The sequence below is a fragment of the Pseudomonas sp. R2-7-07 genome, from assembly GCF_003852355.1.
GTDB lineage: Bacteria > Pseudomonadota > Gammaproteobacteria > Pseudomonadales > Pseudomonadaceae > Aquipseudomonas.
The window spans coordinates 4828098-4847614 of the sequence record NZ_CP027759.1 but is presented as its reverse complement, the minus strand read 5'-3'; the positions used below and the strand labels follow the sequence as shown (position 1 = coordinate 4847614).

Sequence of the window (19517 nt, the reverse complement as noted above, 5' to 3'; positions counted from 1 at the left end):
CGATGCTCACGAAACACCGAATTCTATCCCATACCCAATTTGCTGAAGCGAGGCCATCTGGTCACGACTCAGTACCCGAATTTCTTGACGACCATAGAGCATTGGAACCACCTGATCCCATCCCGAACTCAGTAGTGAAACGATGCATCGCCGATGGTAGTGTGGGGTTTCCCCATGTGAGAGTAGGTCATCGTCAAGATTAAATTCCGAAACCCCATTTGCGAAAGCAGATGGGGTTTTGTTTTGGGCGGTCGAAAAGTGCCAAGACGCTCATTGCAGTGGCCTTCAGTGCTAAAGTCCACGCCTCGATTCTTGCTTTCCCAAGGAAACCGTTATGCCGGGTGCGACGTCCCTCAGCGCTGGATTCATGGTGGTCCACGGTAACCGCCTGGACGAGTTGCGCAGCCTGGTAGTCAGTTGGATGCGTCGTTATCCCCTGGCGCCTTTGGAAAACGAAATCGCTCTGGTCCAAAGCAACGGCATCGCCCAATGGCTCAAGCTTGCCCTGGCCGAAGATCCGCAGGAAGACGATATGGGCGGCTGTGGCATTGCAGCGGCAATCGATGTGCAACTGCCCGGCAGCTTTATGTGGCAGCTCTATCGCATGGTCCTGGGTCGTGACGAAATCCCCCCTAAGTCTTTGCTTGATAAGGCCCCGCTGACGTGGCGACTCATGCGCCTGCTCCCGCAGCTTATCGACCAGCCCCATTTCGAGCCGCTGCAACGCTTCCTGACTCACGACACCGACCTGCGCAAGCGCTACCAGCTCGCCGAGCGCCTGGCCGACCTCTTCGACCAATATCAGGTGTATCGCGCCGATTGGCTGGAAGACTGGGCCGCAGGGCGCCATCAGTTACGCAATGGACGCGGCGAATCCAAACCCCTTAATACTGCGAACTGTTGGCAAGCCGAGTTATGGCGCGCGTTGCTGCTCGACGTAGGCGCGCAGGGCATGGCCGAGAGTCGTGCCGGCGTTCACCAGCGTTTTATCGAGCGCATCAACACGCTCGAGCAAGCGCCTCCTGGCCTGCCTTCCCGCGTGATCGTTTTCGGCATTTCATCACTGCCCGCCCAAGCGCTTGAAGCCTTGGCGGGCCTGGCCCGTTTCAGCCAAGTGCTGCTGTGCGTGCACAACCCTTGCCGCCATCATTGGTCAGACATCGTGGCCGACAAGGACCTGCTGCGTAACGAATACAAGCGCCAAGCGCGCAAAGCGGGCATGCCAGTCACCATCGATCCACAAACCCTGCACCAACATGCCCATCCGCTGCTCGCCGCCTGGGGCAAGCAGGGCCGTGACTACATCAGCCTGTTGGACAGTTACGACGACCCCAACAGCTACCGCGCCGCCTTCCGTGATGGGCGTATCGACCTGTTCAGCGACAGCCAACCCACCACGCTGCTCAACCAGCTGCAGGACGATATCCTCGAACTGCGCCCACTCGACGAAACCCGTGAACGCTGGCCAGCAGTCGACCTGAAACGCGACGCATCCATCCGCTTTCACATCGCCCACAGCGCCCAGCGCGAAGTAGAAATTCTCCACGACCAATTGCTTCAACGCTTCAGCACCGATCCCACCTTGCGCCCTCGGGACATCATCGTCATGGTCCCCGATGTCGACAGCTATGCGCCGCACATTCGCGCGGTTTTCGGCCAACTGGAAAGAAACGACCTACGCTTCATTCCGTTCACCCTGACAGACCAAGGCCAACGCGGTCGTGACCCGCTGCTGATTGCCGTCGAGCACCTGCTCAAGCTCCCCGACAGCCGCTTCCCCGTCAGCGAGATTCTCGACCTGTTGGATGTTCCCGCCCTGCGCGAACGTTTCGCCATCAATGAACGCGACCTGCCGACGCTGCACCGCTGGATTGAAGGCGCGGGTATCCGCTGGGGTCTCAACGCCGAGCAGCGTGCCGGCCTGGGGCTGCCCGAGGCGCTGGAGCAGAACAGTTGGCGATTCGGCCTGCGGCGGATGCTGCTGGGTTACGCCGTTGGCACCGGTGTCGCGTGCGATGGCATCGAGCCCTACGACGAGATCGGTGGGCTCGATGCGGCGCTGATCGGCCCACTGGTTGCCTTGCTCGACGCATTAAACGACGCCCATCAAGCGCTGTCACAACCAGCACCTCCGCACGAATGGGGCGGGCGTCTGCAACGCTTGATGCAGCAGTTTTTTCTGCCCAGCAGCGAGCACGATGACTACCTGTTGGGCCAACTCGAACAATTGAGAGAAACTTGGCTGGAAACCTGCGAATCCGTCGGCCTGCAGGACGAATTACCGCTCACTGTAGTCCGCGAGGCGTGGTTAGCCGGGCTTGACCAAGGCCGCCTGTCCCAGCGCTTTCTCGCGGGTGCGGTCAATTTTTGTACCCTGATGCCCATGCGCGCAATCCCGTTCAAGCTGGTCTGCCTGCTCGGCATGAACGACGGCGACTACCCGCGTGCCCAGCCCCCGCTGGACTTTGACCTGATGGGCAGCGACTACCGGCCCGGCGATCGGTCCCGCCGCGAGGACGACCGCTACCTGCTGCTCGAAGCCCTGCTTTCCGCTCGCGACCAGCTCTATATCAGCTGGGTCGGCCGCAGCATCCGCGACAACAGTGAGCGCCCAGCCTCGGTGCTGATCGGCCAACTGCGTGACCATCTCGCCAGCGGCTGGCATAACGCCGATAGCCAAGAACCCCTGATCGAAGCGATGACCCAGGAGCACCCGCTCCAACCGTTCAGCGCCCGCTACTTCCATGAAGGCGACCCGCTGTTCAGTTACGCCCGCGAATGGCAGCTGCTGCACGAAGCGCCGGCCGCAATGGCCCACGACCACGCGCTGGCACCGCATCATCAGGAAGAGCCCCTGAGCCTCGGCCAGTTGCAGGATTTCCTGCGCAATCCGGTAAAGCATTTCTTCAGTCAGCGCCTGAAAGTGTTCTTCGAGGCTGCCGAAGTACCGCTGGCCGACGAAGAGCCCTTCGTCCTCGACGCACTGCAACGCTACAGCCTCAGCGACAGTCTGCTGAACGCCGCACTGGCCCGGCCCGACCAGCTTGATCAGGCCCTCAACGCCCAAGCTTTACGCCTGCAAGGCAGTGGCCTGCTGCCTATGGTCGGTTTCGGCGAATGCCTGCGCAATGAGCTGATCGAGCCGTTGCCGGACCTGTTGCAGCGCTACCAACAACTCCTGGCGCTCTGGCCAACCCCGCATATAGGTGCAGAACCGATCAATTTTGACTATCAAGGGATCCAGCTCGAAGGCTGGATCAGCGGCCTGCATCGACGCAGTGATGGCGGATTGTTAAGCGTGACCACCATTCCCAACAGCATCGGTTCGATCAAGACGCGCAAGTGGCACCGGCTGATTCGCCCCTGGGTCAATCACGTGGTCGCCTGTGCGTGTGGCGTGCCGTTGAGCACCGGGCTGGTGGCCAGTGACGACACCTTGCTCCTGGCCCCACTGGACACCGCCACCGCGCAGCACATCCTCGCCGACCTGCTGCTCGCCTGGCACACCGGCATGAGCAAACCGCTGCCCGTCGCGGTAAAAACCGCCTTTGCCTGGCTCGGCCAGACCGACCCCGCCAAGGCCCACGCTGCTGCGAGCAAAGCCTACGAGGGCGACGGCATCACCACCGACGGTGAGCGCCGTGAAACGCCCGCGCTCACTCGTCAGTTCCCCGACTACGCCACGCTGGTCGCCAGCGAAGAATTCGAAGGTTGGTGTGAAACCCTGTATCGCCCCCTGATCAGCGCCCCCTGGCGTTCACTGTCCAGCGCGGAGGCCGGCGCATGAGTAACAAGCCCTTGGCCCTGGCCTTCCCGCTCAAAGGCAGCCAACTGATCGAAGCCAGCGCCGGCACCGGCAAAACCTTCACGATTTCGGCCCTGTACCTGCGCCTGGTCCTCGGCAACGGTGGTGATGAGTCCGGCTTCGGCCGCGAACTGCTGCCGCCGCAGATTCTGGTGGTGACCTTCACCGACGCCGCCACCAAGGAGTTGCGTGAACGTATCCGTATCCGCCTGGCCGAAGCGGCGCGGTTCTTCCGTGGCGAAATCGAGCCGCCTGACGCCTTGATCGCCGACCTGCGTAATCAATACCCCGAGGAGCAGTGGCCCGCCTGCGCCAATCGCTTGGACATCGCTGCGCAATGGATGGACGAAGCGGCCGTCTCGACGATCCACAGTTGGTGCCAGCGTATGCTGCGCGAGCACGCCTTCGACAGCGGCAGTCTGTTTACCCAGACCCTGGAGACCGATCACAGCGACCTGCTCGGTGAAGTGCTGCGCGACTACTGGCGCTTGTTCTGCTACCCGATGCACGACGACGCACTCAACTGGGTGCGCAACAACTGGGGTGGCCCGGCCGCGTTGATGCCACGGGTACGCGCGCTGTTCGGCAGTGAGCGGCCCGCCGAGGACAGCCGCGAGCCGGCCGACATGATCACCGCCTGCCTGCAGGAGCGCCGCGAGGCGTTGACCAGTATCAAGGCGCCTTGGCCGCAATGGGCCGCCGAGCTGCGCGAGCTCTGCCTGCAAGCCGTTTCTGCCAAGGCGGTCGATGGGCGCAAAATGCAGGCGCGTTACTTTGAGCCCTGGTTCGAAAAAATCAGCGCCTGGGCCGCCGACGAAACCCTGGAGCAACTGGATATCGGCACCGGCTTTACCCGGCTGACCCCCGACGGCATGGCCGAAGCCTGGAAAGGCGAGCCGCCACGGCATCCCGGCATCGACGCCATGGCCGGCCTTAAAGCCGCCCTTGACGCACTGCCAACCCCGGACGCCGCTGTGTTGCAACACGCCGCGTCCTGGGTGGGCAAGCGCTTCGAAGAAGAGAAGCGGCGCCGCGCCGAAATGGGCTTCGACGACATGCTGATCCGCCTCAACGCCGCGCTCCAGGCCGACGGTGGCGAGCGCCTCGCCAGTTTGATCCGCGAGCAATTCCCGGTGGCCTTGATCGATGAATTCCAAGACACCGACCCCGTGCAATACAGCATCTTCGACAGCATTTACCGCATCGAAGAAAACCACCTGGACAGCGGCCTGTTCCTGATCGGCGACCCCAAACAGGCGATCTACGCCTTCCGCGGCGCGGATATTTACACCTACCTGCGTGCCCGGCAGTCCACCACCGGGCGCCACCACACCCTGGGCACCAACTTCCGCTCCAGCCATGCGATGGTCGAGGCGGTGAACCATGTGTTCCAGCGTGCAGAAACCGGCCGGGGCGCCTTCCTGTTTCGTGAGCCCGACGGCCATAATCCGGTGCCGTTTCACCCGGTGCTGTCCCAGGGCCGCAAGGAACAGCTGCAGGTCGACGGCCAAACGCTGCCGGCAATGAACCTTTGGCACCTGCCCACCGACCAGCCGATTTCCAATGTGCTGTATCGCCAGCAACTGGCCGCCGCCTGCGCCACGCACATCGTCGCGTTGCTCAATGGCGGCCAGCAAGGCAGCGCGGGTTTTGTCAAAGACAACACCTTCAACGGCGTGCTGCCGTCAGACATCGCCATCCTCGTGCGAGACGGCAAGGAAGCCCAGGCCGTGCGCGCCGAATTGGCGGCGCGGGGCGTGCGCAGTGTGTACCTGTCGGATAAAGACTCGGTCTTCGCCGCCCAGGAAGCCCACGACCTGCTGGCCTGGCTCAAGGCCTGCGCCGAACCGGACGTCGAACGCCCGCTGCGCGCGGCCCTGGCCTGTGTCACCTTGAACTTGTCATTGGCGGAGCTGGAGCGTCTGAACCAGGACGAACTGGCGTGGGAAAGCCGCGTGATGCAGTTCCGTGGCTATCGCACGATCTGGCGCACCCAAGGCGTGCTGCCGATGCTGCGCCGCCTGCTGCATGACTTCAAGCTGCCGCAAACCCTGATCGCCCGCAGCGATGGCGAGCGAGTGCTGACCAACCTGTTGCACCTCAGCGAACTGCTGCAACAGGCGGCGTCGGAACTGGACGGCGAGCAGGCGTTGATTCGCCATCTTGCCGAGCACCTGGCGCTGTCGGGTCAGGCCGGTGAAGAGCAGATCCTGCGCCTGGAAAGCGATGAGCAACTGGTCAAGGTGGTGACGATCCATAAATCCAAGGGCCTCGAATACGACCTGGTGTTCCTGCCCTTCATCTGTTCGGCCAAGCCGGTGGACGGCACGCGGTTGCCGCTGCATTACCACGACGAGCAGGGCAAATCCCACGTCAGCCTGCGGCCCACCGCAGAGCTGATCGCCCAGGCTGACGATGAGCGCCTGGCCGAAGACCTGCGCTTGTTGTATGTCGCCCTGACCCGCGCCAAACACGCCTGCTGGCTGGGCATCGCCGATCTCAAGCGCGGCAACAGCAGCAGCTCCGTGCTGCACCTTTCGGCGCTGGGCTATTTGCTCGGCGCCGGTGCACCGCTGGGGGAGTCCGCCGGCCTGGCGCGCTGGTTGATGGCGCTGCAGGAAGGCTGCCCGACCATCAGCTATGCCCATGTGCCGCAAGCGCAAGACGCTGTGTTTCATCCACCGCGCAACGAAGCCACCTTACTGGCCCCGCTGCTGCCTAAACGCAAGGCCGCAGAAAACTGGTGGATTGCCTCCTACAGTGCCTTGCGCATTGGAGACAGCATGAGCGCCGCGAATCTCGAAGCGCCTGAAAGCCCACAGGCCCAGAAACTGTTCGATGACGAACGTCTTGACCCCGATGCGCCACGGGAAGTGGCGGCGTCCGGCGGCGATATTCATCGTTTCCCACGCGGTCCCAATCCAGGCACCTTCCTTCACGGCTTGTTGGAATGGGCCGGTGAAGAAGGCTTCAATCTGAGCCCCGAGGCCATCGAAAGGGCCGTCGGCGCCCGCTGTAACCGCCGCCATTGGGAAGGCTGGATCATCACCCTCAGCGCCTGGCTTGGCCACTTGTTGCAAACACCGCTGCCTGTGTACGACGCCCGCGTCAGCCTCAGTGCCCTGCAGCAGTACCAGATCGAAATGGAGTTCTGGTTCGCCAGCCATAAAGTCGACGTGCTCGCCCTCGACAAGCTGGTGTGCCAGTACACCCACCACGGCGTCTCCCGCGTGGCGGCCGAACCGGTGTTGCTCAACGGTATGTTCAAGGGCTTTATCGACCTGACCTTCGAGCACGACGGTCGTTATTACGTGGCTGACTACAAATCCAACTGGCTCGGCCCTGACGATTCGGCCTACACCCTGGAAGCCATGGAACAGTCGATCCTCGAGCATCGGTACGACCTGCAATACGTACTTTACCTGCTGGCCCTGCATCGCCAACTCAAGGCGCGCCTGCCCGATTACGACTACGAACGCCACATCGGTGGCGCCCTGTACCTGTTCCTGCGCGGTACGCAATCGGTGAGCCAGGGCGCGTATTTCACCCGGCCACCGCGAGAACTGATCGAAGGGCTGGACCTGTTGTTCCAAGGCAAGTCTATCCCGCCCAAAGCCGAGCCCGCCTGGGAACAAGGAGTGCTGCTATGAGCCTGTCGCCGTTACTGCCGCAAGAGCTGACACCTCTCAGCCGCGCCGCCGACCTGGTGCAATTACTCGAGCGTTGGGTCGAGCGTGGTTGGCTACGGGCCCTGGACAAAGCCTTCGTCGGCTTCCTGCATGAGCTTGACCCAGAAGCCGATCCCTTGGTGTTGCTGGCGGCGGCGTTGACCAGCCACCAATTGGGTCACGGCCATGTGTGCCTCGACCTGTTCGAAACGCTCAAGGCGCCGGACTTTGCCTTGTCGCTGCCGCCTGAAGGCGACCTGCAAACCGGCGCGATGCTGTTGCCGTCGCAATTGCTCGAGGGTTTGGACGGCGCCCACTGGTGTCATGCCCTGGCTGCCAGCCCCTTGGTCGCGCTGGCCGTCGATGGCAGTGAGTCGGCCCGAAGCCGTCCGTTGGTGCTGTCCGGAAAGCGCCTCTATCTGCGCCGCTATTGGGCGTATGAACGGCGCATCGACAGCGCCTTGCGCCTGCGGCTGGCCAGCCACGAAAGCGTCGCCACCGATTTGCCGCAGCGGCTCAATGGTTTGTTCGATCAACCGGCGCCCGATGGCGTGATCGACTGGCAAAAACTGGCCTGTGCCCTGGCCACCCGTGGCGCGTTCAGCATCGTCACGGGCGGCCCCGGCACCGGCAAGACCACCACCGTGGTGCGCCTGCTCGCGCTGTTGCAAGCGCCGGCCGTGGAAAGCGGCAATCCCTTGCGTATCCGCCTGGCCGCGCCCACCGGTAAAGCCGCTGCCCGTCTCACCGAGTCCATCAGCCAGCAAGTGCTGTCGCTGAAAGTGCCCGACACTGTGCGTGAAAAAATCCCGACCCAGGTCACCACGGTTCACCGCTTGCTGGGCAGTCGCCCGGGTACTCGGCATTTTCGTCATCACGTCGGCAATCCATTACCGCTGGATGTGCTGGTGGTGGACGAAGCGTCGATGATCGACCTGGAAATGATGGCCAACCTGCTCGACGCCTTGCCCCCCCATGCTCGCCTGGTGCTGCTGGGTGACAAAGACCAGCTCGCTTCGGTAGAGGCGGGCGCGGTGCTCGGCGATTTGTGCCGCGATGCGGAGGCCGGTTGGTACAGCCCGGCCACGCGCCAATGGCTGCAAGCGGTCAGCGCTGAAAATCTCGCCGACAGCGGTTTGCAGGAGGACCTCGACGGCACTCATCCCCTGGCGCAGCAGGTGGTGATGCTGCGCTACTCGCGGCGTTTCGGCGAGGGCAGCGGCATCGGCCAACTGGCGCGCTGGGTGAACCAGCAGAACGCTGAGCAAGCGCGCAAGCTGTTGGCCGCGCGCAGTCATGACGACCTGTTCTGCCTCAGCCTCAAGGGCGAGCATGATCATGCCCTTGAGCGCGTGGTACTGGACGGGCAGGGCGCCGGCGCCCAGGGCTATCGCTATTACCTGAATCTACTGCACTCGGCGCGGCCTGCACTGGACACCCCGCGTGACGATCACACCTGGACCCACTGGGCGCAACAACTGCTGCAAGCCTTCGACGCATTCCAGCTGCTCTGCGCGGTGCGCAAAGGCCCGTGGGGCGTCGAAGGCCTGAACCTGCGCATCACCGCCGCCTTGCGCAAGGTACGGCTGATCGAAGGCGACGAGCAGTGGTATGAAGGCCGTCCGGTGTTGATGACCCGTAACGACTACGGCCTGGGCCTGATGAACGGAGATATTGGCATCGCCTTGAAGTTGCCCGAAAGCGACGGCGGGCCCCAGGTGCTGCGCGTGGCTTTCCCGCGTAATGACGGCCAGGGGGGCGTGCGCTTCGTGCTGCCCAGCCGACTCAACGACGTGGAAACCGTGTATGCCATGACCGTGCACAAATCCCAGGGGTCAGAGTTCACTCACACCGCGCTGATCCTGCCGGACGCGCTGAACCCGGTGCTGACCAAAGAACTCATCTACACCGGTATCACGCGTGCCAAGCGCTGGTTCAGCCTGATCGAGCCCCGTGCCGGAGTCTTTGAGGAAGCCGTACGGCGCAGGGTCAAACGCTTGAGCGGGCTGATGCTGGAGTTGGACGTCACCCCCGCAGAAGCTGACTGAGTGGTCATGTAAGATTTCTGATTCAGATGACTGATTTTTCTGAATAAATAGTCAGCCCCGCGAACCCCCTGCGTCGTGGGATTTTCCGCCGCTGTGCTATCGTTGCGGCATCACCTTGAAATTTCTTGAGAGAATTGCTGCATGAACGTGGCTGTCTCGCTCACCGAGCGTAGTTTGAGCTGGAGACGCCTGCTGCGGGTGGCGGTGCTATGCCTGCTCGCCCCGCAGGCATGGGCCCAAACATCCAGCCTGGCTGAACAGCGCGCCCAGGCGGTGACCCAGGTCGTGCTCGGTATCCTCAGTTACGCCCGCTGGCCGGTGGAGCCTGCGCAACTGCGCTTGTGCATCGTCGGGCCCACCCAATACACCGACGACCTGATCAAAGGCACCACCCAGGCGACCGGCCGTCCGGTGACGGTGCGCCGCCTGCTGGCGAGCAATACCGATATCGTCAGTGCCTGCGACGCCGTTTACATCGGCAAACTCAGCACTGACGAACGCAGCGCATTGTTTACCTCATTGATAGGCCATCCGGTGCTCAGCATCAGCGAAGGCGGTGACCAATGCACCGTGGGCAGCCTGTTCTGCCTGCGGGTGAGTGATGCGCAAGTGTCGTTCGAGGTGAACCTGGACTCCGTCGCCCGCAGCGGCGTACGCATTCATCCCAGCGTGCTGCAACTGTCGCGCCGTCGAGCGCCGGCGCCATGAGGCCCGCCAAGGCGCGGCCGACCCTGGGTTCGGTCATCGGCCGGGGGCACCTGATTCTGGCGTTAGTGGCGGTGACCCTGGCCAGTGTGTCCCTGACCCTGCTCGGCGTGCTGGCGCTACGGGTGTACGCCGAACATAACCTGCACTTGATCGCGCGCTCGATCAATTACACCGTGGAAGCGGCAGTGGTGTTCGACGACAGTGCCGCAGCCACCGAAGCCCTCAGCCTGATTGCCTCAACCGAGGAAGTAGCCCAGGCCGAGGTTTTCGATGCAGGTGGCAAACTACTGGCGCAATGGGTACGGCCAAACACTGGCATGTTGTCACGGGTTGAGCTTGAACTGGCGCATGCCTTGCTCGAGCAGCCCATCAGCCAGCCGATCCTCCATCAAGGGCAAACGGTCGGCAGCATCCACCTGACCGGGCATGGCGGCAGCCTGTTGCGCTTTCTGCTCAGCGGCCTGGCGGGCATTGTGATCTGCACCGCGCTCAGCGCCTGGGTCGCGTTGCACCTGGCGCGGCGCCTGCTGATCGGTATCACCGGGCCGCTGCAAAGCCTCGCCGCCGTGGCCCACGCTGCGCGCAGCGAACGTGACTTCGACCGCCGCGTGCCGCCGGCGCAGATCGCTGAACTCGACAGTCTGGGCAGCGACTTCAACGCCCTGCTTGGCGAGATGGAAGCCTGGCAGAACCACCTGCAAAGCGAAAACGAAACCCTTGCCCACCAGGCCAGCCACGACAGCCTCACCGGCCTGCCCAACCGTGCGTTCTTCGAAGGCCGGTTGATTCGTGCCTTGCGCAGCGCCGCCAAGACCAATGAGCGGGTGGCGGTGCTGTTTCTCGACAGCGATCGTTTCAAAGACATCAACGATAACTTCGGCCACGCCGCCGGCGATGCGGTGCTGATGGCCGTTGCCGAGCGCGTGCGTGCACAACTGCGCGAAGACGACTTGGTGGCCCGGCTGGGCGGCGATGAGTTCGCCGTGCTGCTCGCGCCGCTGCACAAAGCCGAAGATGCACAGCGCATCGCCGACAAGATCATTGCCAGCATGGACGCGCCGATCCCACTGCCCGGCAACACTCAGGTAGTGACCTCCCTCAGTATCGGCGTCGCCATTTATCCCGAGCATGGTGCCACGCCCGGCACCCTGCTCAATGCAGCCGATGCGGCAATGTACCAGGCCAAGCGGCTGTCGTCGGGCGGCCAGCAAACGGCGGAATCGGAGCATTCCGTCGTCAATGTCCAACACAGGAGCTAATCCCTTGTTCTCTAACCCACGCGTTCTATTCATCACCTTACTCGTCGCCTGTCTGGCCCTCGGCGGCTGCCAGACCCCACCGCCCAAAGGCCTGACCCCGGCGCAAGTCAGCGTGCTCAAACAGCAGGGTTTCGAGCTGACTGACGAAGGCTGGGCCTTCGGCTTGTCTGGCAAGGTGCTGTTTGGCAGCGACGTCGAAAGCCTCAACAAGCCCAGCACCGACATCGTCGAGCGCATCGGCAAGGCCCTGGTGGGCGCAGGCATCGAACGCGTACGCGTCGAAGGTCACACCGACGCGTCGGGCAAAGAAACCTACAACCAGACCTTGTCCCTGCGCCGCGCCAAAAGCGTGAGCGAGGTGCTGACCCGGGTGGGCATGAAAGAACAAAACATCCAACTACGCGGCCTGGGCAGCAGCGAGCCGGTGGCGGCAAATACAACCACGGCGGGGCGCACCGAGAATCGTCGCGTGTCGATCGTAGTCATCGCGGACTAAAGCATTTCCCCCATCTCAACCTGAAATGCACTCCAAATGTGGGAGGGGGCTTGCTCCCGATTGCGGCATGTCAGCCACTACATCTGATAACTGACACTCCGCCATCGGGAGCAAGCCCCCTCCCACATTTGCGCTTGTGCGCTGCTATCAATCGGCAAACCGCATCTGCCGCGTTTCCCCCATCAACAACCCCCGATTCTGCTCCGTCACTTCGCGGATGTAATCCCACAACAACGTAATCCGTTTCAACTTCCTCAAATCCTCCCGGCAATACATCCAGAACTGCCGCGTAATCGCGATCTGCTCCCCCAGCACCGGCAGCAAGCGCGGGTCCTGCGCTGCCAGAAAGCACGGCAATATCGCCATCGATCGTCCCTGCTGCGCCGCTACGTACTGGGCAATCACACTGGTGCTGCGCAGGCTGGCACTTGCCCCGGGCACCACGTTCGCCAGGTACAGCAGCTCCGAGCTGAACGCCAAATCATCCACATAGCTGATAAACGGATGCTCGGCCAGATCCGCCGGGCGTTGAATCGGCGGGTGTTGGTCGAGGTAGTCCTGGGTCGCGTATAGCTGCAGTGTGTAGTCGCACAGTTTGCAGCACACATAGGGCCCGTGTTCCGGGCGCTCCAGGGCGATGACGATGTCGGCTTCGCGCTTGGACAGGCTGATGAAGTGCGGCAGCGGCAGGATGTCGACCGAGATCGCCGGGTAGGTATCGACGAAATGACTCAACTGCGGGGTGATGAAAAAACTGCCGAAGCCCTCGGTGCAGCCCATGCGCACATGCCCGGACAGCGCCACGCCGGAGCCGGAGACTTGCTCGCAGGCCATGTGCAAGGTGCTTTCGATGGATTCGGCGTAGCCCAGCAAGCGCTGGCCTTCGGCGGTGAGCACAAAACCATTGGTCCGGGATTTTTCGAACAGCAGGGTGCCGAGTGACACTTCCAATGAACTGATGCGCCGCGACACGGTGGTGTAGTCCACCGCCAGGCGCTTGGCGGCCACGCTGGCCTTGCGGGTGCGGGCCACTTCGAGGAAAAACTTCAGGTCATCCCAGTTCAGGGAGCCCAACGATGTGATGTTTTTTTGCATATTGGACCGGCTTTTATGTGCGTTCTTATTAGAGATTTGCACATCTATACTCCAAAAACAGTCCGAACGCCTCCTTCTTCAAGGCGATTCACTCTCTGCATAACAACAAGATTCCGGAGACCCTCATGAACGCATCTGCCGATATTTCCGTACAACAGGTCAAGTTGCTGATCAATGGCGAGTGGGTCGAGTCCAGGACCACCGAGTGGCAAGACATCGTCAACCCGGCCACCCAGCAAGTGCTGGCCAAAGTGCCGTTTGCCACCGCCGATGAAGTCAATGCCGCCATCGACGCCGCCCATCGAGCGTTCCAGACCTGGAAGCTGACCCCGATCGGCGCGCGCATGCGCATCATGCTCAAGCTGCAAGCCTTGATCCGCGAACACTCCAAGCGCATCGCCGGGGTGCTCAGCGCCGAGCAGGGCAAGACCATTGCCGACGCCGAGGGCGATATTTTCCGTGGGCTTGAAGTGGTGGAGCACGCCTGTTCCATCGGCACCCTGCAAATGGGTGAGTTCGCCGAAAACGTCGCCGGCGGCGTCGACACCTACACCCTGCGCCAGCCCATCGGCGTCTGCGCCGGCATCACGCCGTTCAACTTCCCGGCGATGATTCCGCTGTGGATGTTCCCGATGGCCATCGCCTGCGGTAACACCTTCGTGCTCAAGCCGTCCGAGCAGGACCCGTTGTCGACCATGCTGCTGGTGGAGCTGGCGCTGGAAGCCGGTGTGCCGGCCGGCGTGCTTAATGTGGTACACGGCGGCAAGGACGTGGTGGATGCGCTGTGCACCCACAAGGACATCAAGGCCGTGTCCTTCGTTGGCTCCACCGCCGTGGGCACGCATGTCTATGACCTGGCCGGTAAACACGGCAAGCGTGTGCAGTCGATGATGGGCGCCAAGAACCATGCGGTGGTACTGCCGGATGCCAATCGCGAGCACACCCTCAATGCCCTGGTCGGCGCCGGTTTCGGCGCTGCGGGCCAGCGTTGCATGGCCACCTCGGTGGTGGTGCTGGTGGGCGCGGCCAGGCAATGGTTGCCGGATCTCAAGGCGCTGGCGCAGAAACTCAAGGTCAACGCGGGCAGCGAAGCGGGCACCGATGTGGGCCCGGTGATTTCCAAGCGGGCCAAGGCGCGCATCCTGGAGCTGATCGAAAGTGGTGTGAAAGAAGGCGCGAAGCTGGAGCTGGACGGCCGTGACATCAAGGTGCCAGGTTTCGAGCACGGCAATTTTGTCGGCCCGACGCTGTTCTCGGGCGTGACTACCGACATGCGCATCTACACCGAGGAAATCTTCGGCCCGGTGCTGGTGGTGCTGGAAGTCGATACCCTCGATGAGGCCATTGCGCTGGTCAACGCCAACCCGTTCGGCAACGGCACCGGCCTGTTCACCCAGAGCGGCGCGGCGGCGCGTAAGTTCCAGAGCGAAATCGATGTGGGCCAGGTGGGCATCAACATTCCGATCCCGGTGCCGGTGCCGTTCTTCAGCTTCACCGGTTCCCGCGGTTCCAAGCTCGGTGACCTCGGCCCGTACGGCAAGCAAGTGGTGCAGTTCTACACCCAGACCAAAACCGTCACCAGCCGCTGGTTCGACGACGATACGGTCAACGACGGCGTCAACACCACCATCAACCTGCGCTGACTCCGGGAGACGACCATGAACATTGCATTTATCGGCCTGGGCAACATGGGCGCGCCCATGGCCCGCAACCTGATCAAGGCCGGGCACGCGCTGAATCTGTTCGACCTGAACCAGACTGTGCTCAAGGAGCTGGCCGAATTGGGCGGCCGCATCAGCGACTCACCGCGTGACGCGGCCCAGGGCGCTGAACTGGTGATCACCATGCTGCCGGCCGCCGCGCATGTACGCAGCGTGTGGCTGAATGAGGACGGTGTGCTCGCCGGCATCGGCGAAGGCGTTCCCGCGGTGGACTGCAGCACCATCGACCCGCAAACCGCCCGCGATGTGGCTGCCGCCGCCGCCAGGCAAGGTGTGGTGATGGCCGACGCCCCGGTCTCCGGCGGCACCGGCGGGGCGCAAGCCGGCACGCTGACCTTCATGGTCGGCGCCACCCCCGACCTGTTCGCCACCCTGCAACCGGTGCTGGCGCAAATGGGCCGCAACATCGTGCACTGCGGCGAAGTCGGCACCGGGCAAATCGCCAAGATCTGCAACAACCTGCTGCTGGGCATCAGCATGATCGGCGTCAGTGAAGCCATGGCCCTGGGCGATGCGCTCGGCATCGATACCCAGGTGCTGGCCGGCATCATCAACAGCTCCACCGGGCGCTGCTGGAGTTCGGACACCTACAACCCGTGGCCGGGCGTGATTGAAACGGCGCCCTCGTCGCGCGGTTATACCGGCGGTTTTGGCGCCGACCTGATGCTCAAGGACCTGGGCCTGGCCACTGAAGCAGCGCGGCAGGCCAAGCAACCCGTGATCCTGGGAGCCGTGGCCCAGCAGTTGTACCAGTCGATGAGCCAGCGTGGGGAAGGGGGCAAGGACTTCTCGGCGATTATCAACAGCTATCGCAAACCGCAATAGAGCGTTCTCCGGGGGCCTGCTACGCGTGGGCTCCCGGTTTTTGCGGCTCAGCGAGCCTTCTGGCCTGTTGTCGGCGAATCGCTCAGGACCATTGGGACAGCCCTGTCGCCATGAGATCTAGTCAGGTTCCCAATACGCGTTCATACACGGTAAGTCACCATTGCAGCCGATAATGGGTGGGGTCCACGACAATATCCATTACTCCCGTTCGTCGATTCCTACACGCTTTTGGGTATGACTGAGACAAGTCTTATGTGATGGCCGTCTCCACCTGAATACTATTGCACCCCCAACCAACTTACCTCTATCTTTCGGTGCATAAAGTGTCAAAGTTTACATTAATGATTGTGTTCAGTTATTTGTTTTCGGATTATTTATTTGCTTCTACAAAACAAAACTCTTCCAGTAAGTCGACAGGCGCGAGCCAGGGTCAAAATGTTAATCCTGAATCGTCAGGCTATATGGAGAATCTTATAAATCGTGCTCACGAGTTGATTGGCGTCCCTTACCTGTGGGGCGGTAATTCGGTGAGTAAAGGCTTTGACTGCAGCGGGTTGCTTGTTTATCTTTTTCGCAGTGAGGGCGGGATAAATATTCCCCGAACGACGTCCTCGATGCTCAGTTCAAAGGCTAAAACGGTTTATCGTGATGAACTGAAGTCCGGAGACGCTGTTTTCTTCAAACACAACAGCGGCAGCCGCATGAATCATGTGGGGGTTTATATTGGCGATAATCAATTTATTCATGCGCCCAGAACAGGAAAAAGCATTCGTATCGACTCGCTGAACAATAGCTACTGGAATAAAAGTTATTTCACCGCGAAGCGCTTTCATTGATTGCTATCAAATAGTTGCCTGTTCAGGCAAGACCGTCGGCCGGCATTATCCTGGCATCGAATAACCGGTCATGACTCCCCAAAAGTCCGTTCGCGGACTTTTTTTATAGCGGTATTTTTCTATACCCACGGCGCTGTTACCCGATTGCGGGTGGATAAAGCCAGCCAAAACCCGGGCGATGATCTGCGCGTTTTCTTCGATGACCTCAAGCTGCCTGGAAAGCTGAGCGGCCGTCGTTGTGGCGCCCGCATTATTGATCCACCTACCAAGGTCTTCAGTGGTGCTCTCCAGCGCTATGGCGTTCATATTCAGATGCTGAATCAGGGTGTGCAATAAATCGGTTTGCATTGCGTCTGTCTCTGTCGATTGATCAACCGCTCAGGTTTGCGCGTGGCTATCGCCTGTTCTGCAAGCGCAATCTTGTGCATGGCCAACTGCGACAGTCGGCTTACTTCAGGTGAGTCAATATCGGTGTTGGATAACAGGTCGGCCTTGATCAGCACGGCAAATGCTTCTCTGACTTCGCTGACGACTAATGTGAATGACTCAGGCTTGTTCTGAAGTTGTGTAAAAAGCTCACGGGCCTCTATGAGGTCAGGATGTGGCGTCGATTGAGCACATCCCGCCAGGCTCAAGACACAGGCGGTAAAGATGGGCAGGCAGATAGCATGACTCATTGGTCTGTAACGCCTGGGCGAGGCCCTTTGGCCCACGGCAGATGTTTGAGGCAAGCAAAGGGGGAGGGCGGATCGATCTCCGCCATGAAGTGCTCGATGAGTTCAAGAGTCGGCGGGGAATGCGAGCGGTCATACAGCAGCGTAGGGGGGACCTTGTCGGTACTTTGTTGGGCCAGCCGTGGGAAAGGGGGGTTAATGTTCGAAGCCAGGGCTTTGTTGGCAATCAATACGTCAAAATAGTCGATGAGACTGTGGTTCACGACGAGAAGGTCTTCGCTGCTTTGCAAGGCGAGAATCCGGTAGTAACCCAGCGTGTTCAGGCATTTCTCAATTTGGATCAACCGAGGCAGGCTGGTGTCCGCGATGAGTATTTTCAATTCCTTATCAGGCACGACGCCCCCTTTGTTCTGTGCTGTAGGTCACGCTTGCTTCCGTAGCCGCTGCCGACTCGGCAGCGGCTACGGAAGTAGAGGCGTTCGGGCTATGTATCGATGTCCAGGGGCATTGCTACCCAGGACTCAGTCGGTCAAGTCAGCAGCCAGCAACTGAACGCGAGCAAGGTCGCCGTTGACGATCTTGGCCACGCCAGTGCCGTATTCGGGATCAGCCTTGTACAAGAAGGACAGGATGTGGTGCTTGCTCTGGTCGTCCGCGCTGGCGAGTGAACCGCCGAAACTTTCGATCAGGTTCTGACGTTCTTTTTTGCTGAATGAGCGGTACAGATCGCCCGCCTGCTTGAAGTTCTGCTCACGCTGGATCTTGACCTGCTGAGTGTTGCCCGACAGCGGTAGCATGCTGTAGCGAGCGCTGGTCGGTTCTTCTCGCATAAGCGAGCGGCTTGGCTGGTAGTTGATGCCGGTGGTGGTGCTGGCGGCGTTCATTGCACCGTCCTGGTTGCCGTTGTTGACGGCTTTTTTCGGCGCGTTGATCGGCAACATCTGCGCATTGGCGCCCAAGCGATACATCTGGGTATCGGAATAGGAAAACAAACGTCCCTGCAACAGGCGATCTTCCGAAGGCTCGATGCCCGGGATCAGGTTGGATGGGGCCATCGCTACTTGCTCGGTTTCCTGGAAGACGTTGGTCGGGTTACGGTTCAGGACCATTTGCCCGACTTTGCGCAGCGGTACGTCCGGCCAGACTTTGGTGGCGTCCAGCGGATCAAACTCGAAGTTACCCAGCTCCTGCGGCCTGATTACCTGGATATACAGATCCCACTTTGGAAAGTTGCCCTTGTTGATATGGCTGACCAGGTCCTGGGTCATATGGCTGTAATCGGCCCCCTGTACCTGGGCGACTTCTTTAGGCAATAAATTGCGCGTGCCTTGCAGGCTCTTCCAGTGGAACTTGACGTAGTTCACCTCGTCCTTGTCATTGACGAACTTGTAGGCATGTACGCCGTTGCCGTCCATTTCCCGGTAACTGGCCGGGATACCCGCATTGGAATACAGCTCGGTCAATGTGCGGGTCGCTTCCGGTACATGAGAGAAGAAATCGAAGCGGCGCGAGTCATCGTCAAGGTTGGTGCGGGGGTCGGGTTTGAACGCATGGACCATGTCCGGGAACTTGATGGCATCGCGGATGAAAAAGGTCGGGAAGTTATTGCCCACCAGGTCCCAGTTGCCATCGGCGGTGTAGAACTTGGTGGCGAAACCGCGCGGGTCACGCAGGGTTTCCGGGGAGTGCGTGCCGTGTACCACAGACGAGAAGCGGACGAATACCGGCGTGACCGTGCCGGAGGTAAACAGCTTGGCCTTGGTCAACACGCCAAGGCTGTCGGTGGCGGTAAAGGAACCATGGGCACCGGTACCACGGGCATGCACCACACGCTCGGGAATGCGCTCGCGGTCGAAGCGCTGAAGCTTCTGGATCAATTGCACGTCCTGCAGCAGCACCGGGCCGTAGGCACCGGCGGTTTGCGAGTTCTGGTTATCACCGACGGTGGCGCCATTGTCACGAGTCAGGTCCGCGCCCTGGGCCGAGAAAGGCAGGGCGCTGGTGGCGAGTACGCACGCCAACCGCAGCGGGGTGAATACATTGAGGAGAAAGGGAGCCTTCATTCGGGATTCCTGGCTATTGATGAGAAAGCGACCCTCCAACCGACAGTGTGTTGCTGGGACAAGGGCTAGGCCGCGATACGTGGTAGAGCATTACCTTTTTAGGCTCACTCAGAACGCATCACCGTCAATGTAGGACTTGTCTCAATTTCCGATAATTGAGTGTTCATTTATTCCGCGGACAAAGGTGTGTACGTGAACTAAGACGTCCATCGTCGAGTTTGAAAAGTTGCCATGTGTAAGTCAGTAGTTGCCGTATTGCTCGTAGGATTATTCCGGGTTTTGGGACATGTCTCATATCGACAGCGTTCGCCGGTCGTCA

The 19517-nt window shown here is 61.0% G+C and carries 14 protein-coding genes and 1 rRNA gene; 10 read left to right on the top strand and 5 right to left on the bottom strand.

Annotation, left to right across the window (positions count from 1 at the left end; translation table 11 throughout):
• Positions 1–83 precede the first annotated feature (83 nt).
• From rrf to C4J86_RS22185, 7 genes are all read left to right on the top strand, one after another.
• Positions 84–199: ribosomal RNA gene (gene rrf / locus C4J86_RS22215) — 5S ribosomal RNA — on the top strand.
• A gap of 135 nt (positions 200–334) precedes the next feature.
• Positions 335–3787: an exodeoxyribonuclease V subunit gamma gene (gene recC, locus C4J86_RS22210; RefSeq protein ID WP_124371871.1), complete on the top strand. Its 3453-nt coding sequence runs from the start codon at positions 335–337 to the stop codon at positions 3785–3787.
• A complete protein-coding gene (recB, locus tag C4J86_RS22205) occupies positions 3784–7455 on the top strand; it encodes an exodeoxyribonuclease V subunit beta (protein WP_124371870.1) in 3672 nt (1223 codons plus the stop codon). Before recC ends, recB begins: the two co-directional genes overlap by 4 nt.
• Positions 7452–9521 (top strand): exodeoxyribonuclease V subunit alpha, encoded by a 2070-nt coding sequence (gene recD, locus C4J86_RS22200; RefSeq protein WP_124371869.1) that lies wholly within the window; start codon positions 7452–7454, stop codon positions 9519–9521. The genes recB and recD overlap by 4 nt, the downstream gene beginning before the upstream one ends.
• Positions 9522–9662: 141 nt before the next feature.
• Complete coding sequence (locus C4J86_RS22195; RefSeq protein WP_124371868.1) at positions 9663–10229, top strand: YfiR family protein; 567 nt, start codon at positions 9663–9665, stop codon at positions 10227–10229.
• Positions 10226–11488 carry a diguanylate cyclase domain-containing protein gene (locus tag C4J86_RS22190; protein ID WP_124371867.1) on the top strand — a complete coding sequence of 421 codons (1263 nt, stop codon included), beginning with the start codon at positions 10226–10228 and terminating at the stop codon, positions 11486–11488. Before C4J86_RS22195 ends, C4J86_RS22190 begins: the two co-directional genes overlap by 4 nt.
• Before the next feature lie 4 nt (positions 11489–11492).
• Entirely contained in the window at positions 11493–11984 is a 492-nt protein-coding gene (locus tag C4J86_RS22185; RefSeq protein WP_124371866.1) for an OmpA family protein, read from the top strand.
• 147 nt (positions 11985–12131) lie between these two features.
• Here C4J86_RS22185 and C4J86_RS22180 read toward each other — a convergent pair whose 3' ends face one another.
• Positions 12132–13079 (bottom strand): LysR family transcriptional regulator, encoded by a 948-nt coding sequence (locus C4J86_RS22180; RefSeq protein ID WP_124371865.1) that lies wholly within the window; start codon positions 13077–13079, stop codon positions 12132–12134.
• 125 nt (positions 13080–13204) lie between these two features.
• On the opposite strand from C4J86_RS22180, the gene C4J86_RS22175 reads away from it, so the two are divergent.
• From C4J86_RS22175 to C4J86_RS22165, 3 genes are all read left to right on the top strand, one after another.
• A complete protein-coding gene (locus C4J86_RS22175; protein WP_124371864.1) occupies positions 13205–14722 on the top strand; it encodes a CoA-acylating methylmalonate-semialdehyde dehydrogenase in 1518 nt (505 codons plus the stop codon).
• Between the two features lie 15 nt (positions 14723–14737).
• Entirely contained in the window at positions 14738–15625 is an 888-nt protein-coding gene (mmsB, locus tag C4J86_RS22170; protein ID WP_124371863.1) for a 3-hydroxyisobutyrate dehydrogenase, read from the top strand.
• A gap of 461 nt (positions 15626–16086) precedes the next feature.
• Positions 16087–16461, top strand: a complete 375-nt coding sequence (locus C4J86_RS22165) for a C40 family peptidase (protein WP_256681419.1) — start codon at positions 16087–16089, stop codon at positions 16459–16461.
• 45 nt (positions 16462–16506) lie between these two features.
• Here the strand turns inward: C4J86_RS22165 and C4J86_RS22160 are convergent, their stop codons facing one another.
• From C4J86_RS22160 to C4J86_RS22145, 4 genes are all read right to left on the bottom strand, one after another.
• Complete coding sequence (locus C4J86_RS22160; protein WP_124371861.1) at positions 16507–16809, bottom strand: hypothetical protein; 303 nt, start codon at positions 16807–16809, stop codon at positions 16507–16509.
• Positions 16782–17138: a hypothetical protein gene (locus C4J86_RS22155; RefSeq protein ID WP_124371860.1), complete on the bottom strand. Its 357-nt coding sequence runs from the start codon at positions 17136–17138 to the stop codon at positions 16782–16784. The genes C4J86_RS22160 and C4J86_RS22155 overlap by 28 nt, the downstream gene beginning before the upstream one ends.
• On the bottom strand, positions 17135–17530 hold the full coding sequence (locus C4J86_RS22150; RefSeq protein WP_124371859.1) for a chemotaxis protein CheY: 396 nt from the start codon (positions 17528–17530) through the stop codon (positions 17135–17137). The genes C4J86_RS22155 and C4J86_RS22150 overlap by 4 nt, the downstream gene beginning before the upstream one ends.
• 126 nt (positions 17531–17656) lie before the next feature.
• A complete protein-coding gene (locus C4J86_RS22145) occupies positions 17657–19198 on the bottom strand; it encodes a catalase (protein ID WP_124371858.1) in 1542 nt (513 codons plus the stop codon).
• Positions 19199–19517 lie beyond the last annotated feature (319 nt).

Coding starts and splice junctions, on each gene's coding strand:
- C4J86_RS22160 (WP_124371861.1), bottom strand. CDS start 16,809: ATGCAAACCGATTTATTGCACACCCTGATTCAGCATCTGAATATGAAC.
- C4J86_RS22175 (WP_124371864.1), top strand. CDS start 13,205: ATGAACGCATCTGCCGATATTTCCGTACAACAGGTCAAGTTGCTGATC.
- C4J86_RS22180 (WP_124371865.1), bottom strand. CDS start 13,079: ATGCAAAAAAACATCACATCGTTGGGCTCCCTGAACTGGGATGACCTG.
- recB (WP_124371870.1), top strand. CDS start 3,784: ATGAGTAACAAGCCCTTGGCCCTGGCCTTCCCGCTCAAAGGCAGCCAA.
- C4J86_RS22165 (WP_256681419.1), top strand. CDS start 16,087: ATGGAGAATCTTATAAATCGTGCTCACGAGTTGATTGGCGTCCCTTAC.
- C4J86_RS22190 (WP_124371867.1), top strand. CDS start 10,226: ATGAGGCCCGCCAAGGCGCGGCCGACCCTGGGTTCGGTCATCGGCCGG.
- C4J86_RS22195 (WP_124371868.1), top strand. CDS start 9,663: ATGAACGTGGCTGTCTCGCTCACCGAGCGTAGTTTGAGCTGGAGACGC.
- C4J86_RS22155 (WP_124371860.1), bottom strand. CDS start 17,138: ATGAGTCATGCTATCTGCCTGCCCATCTTTACCGCCTGTGTCTTGAGC.
- mmsB (WP_124371863.1), top strand. CDS start 14,738: ATGAACATTGCATTTATCGGCCTGGGCAACATGGGCGCGCCCATGGCC.
- C4J86_RS22145 (WP_124371858.1), bottom strand. CDS start 19,198: ATGAAGGCTCCCTTTCTCCTCAATGTATTCACCCCGCTGCGGTTGGCG.
- recC (WP_124371871.1), top strand. CDS start 335: ATGCCGGGTGCGACGTCCCTCAGCGCTGGATTCATGGTGGTCCACGGT.
- recD (WP_124371869.1), top strand. CDS start 7,452: ATGAGCCTGTCGCCGTTACTGCCGCAAGAGCTGACACCTCTCAGCCGC.